The organism is Gracilibacillus halophilus YIM-C55.5 (genome assembly GCF_000359605.1).
In the GTDB taxonomy this organism is placed as follows: Bacteria; Bacillota; Bacilli; order Bacillales; family Amphibacillaceae; genus Gracilibacillus; species Gracilibacillus halophilus.
This window is the reverse complement of the sequence record NZ_APML01000100.1, coordinates 1-1749: the sequence shown is the minus strand read 5'-3', so window position 1 is coordinate 1749 and position 1749 is coordinate 1. Positions and strand designations below refer to the sequence as shown.

The 1749-nt window shown below is 29.6% G+C and carries 1 protein-coding gene; it reads left to right on the top strand.

Going from position 1 to position 1749, the window contains the following annotated elements; genetic code table 11:
* The first annotated feature begins 738 nt into the window (after nucleotides 1-738).
* Nucleotides 739-1500 carry a hypothetical protein gene (locus J416_RS14860; RefSeq protein ID WP_003475459.1) on the top strand — a complete coding sequence of 254 codons (762 nt, stop codon included), beginning with the start codon at nucleotides 739-741 and terminating at the stop codon, nucleotides 1498-1500.
* Nucleotides 1501-1749 lie beyond the last annotated feature (249 nt).

Below are 1749 nucleotides of genomic sequence, written 5' to 3'. Positions count from 1 at the left end.
CATTCATAAAAAAGTCATAACAAATCGGCTAATTCGTGAGAATAAAGTTGAAACAGACGTCTGAGAGACAAAGGATAAAAGGTTGATGTCCTGCGTTTCTCAGGCGTTCTTGTGTTACGAGTTTATTGTGTGTGTGAATACTTATACTGCGAGTAGATTAAAAAGAAGAATGAAGTCTTGTAAATGTTTATTTTATGCTACATCTGATAACTCTTCTGATTCAAAGTGGATGCCGTGGGAGTTGGGATATTTTGATGGTTGGAAAGGGAAAGTGTCTATATTACCGATTAATAAAGAAACTGGAGATAAGGAAAGCTTTGATGGACAGGAATACTTGGATTATACACACTTTAACTCTTGGCGTATTTTCTCATATCTATATCTTTCTTCTTCTTGTGACTCACCATAGTCACTTTCTTCTATCGAGATTTAAGTTCTTACGAATTATTAAAAAAAGCATCATTTGATATGAGAGGAACTTTTCAAAAAATATCAGATTTATATTCGACCTACGATTGGATAAGTGATAATGGTTACAATAGGTTCTCTGAATGGGTGTCATAAGAGACGTTTCCTATTTCTAATCATTTAAGGTGGGACGTTTCAAAAAGTATAAACTATGACGAAAATGGAAGATTTGCAAGTTCTGGTCTTTAATGAGTAATCATTGTAACCGATAATGAATATGTAAAGGTAGGTTTTAGTTCCAAGTGTGATCTGTAAGGGTGTAAAATGTATATGTTTAAGTTAAGAAAAGCGTACAATCTATCGAGATTAAGTGATTTTTCACTAATAGAGGTTACTGGATTTTATATATTGTTGTTAGGTGGGATTTTACTCTTTCAATTTGAAAGTGTAATGCAATTTATAGCTAATATAATTTTATTGTTATTAAATTCTGTTTCCATTTTTCATCACTATATGAATGAAAAAAATAAAGTAAAGGTAAATTTTTTTCAATATATAACATTTATTTTTTATACATATGTTTTGATAATGTTCTTATATCCAACTCCATTAGAGGAGCAATCACTTCTTCTTTATGTACTGGTAATATTATGGATGTTTTATATATTGTCAATTTTATATTCATTACAATATATAGTAGAGGTTTTTTATTATTGGATAGTAAAAATTAAATTTCCTTATGAGGAAACCATTTATGAGCAAAGACCTTCCTCAAAAAGGTTATCAAAGTTCATGAGTTTGAATCAAGAAATTACATTGACTAATATAACCATTGTAAAGTTATTATTCTTCACAACAATTACATTGCTATCGATGTTTTTAGCAATCCTTGAATTAGAAGTATATTTTTCTGAGGACAAATTTTATGCGTTTTTAACAAAAAATTTTTACTGGTTAAATATAACACATATTGCACCTTTAATTTCAATTTATTTAGCTGTAATTTCAATTTTGAATCCAATAGAACGCGAAATTTATAAGAAAGCTAACGGAAAATATGAGGCTTGGGTGAATTATACTTTTAGTGATTGATAGAACCTATAATTATGGTGTGCTTGTGATGAAGGGTTTTAGCTGAATGACCTGATTGAGAATCAATGCAAGAACATTGAGTGAGGGATGTAGAAGAAAAAACAGGTGTTTAACAGTTTTATAAATCAAAGATGTTAGATAATGGATGTTTTATACTCACCTATCTTTCCTTTAACACTATCCCCCCTTTTTCTACTATGTAACCCAACAATAAAGTTGTAACATTCATAAAAAAGTCATAACAAATCG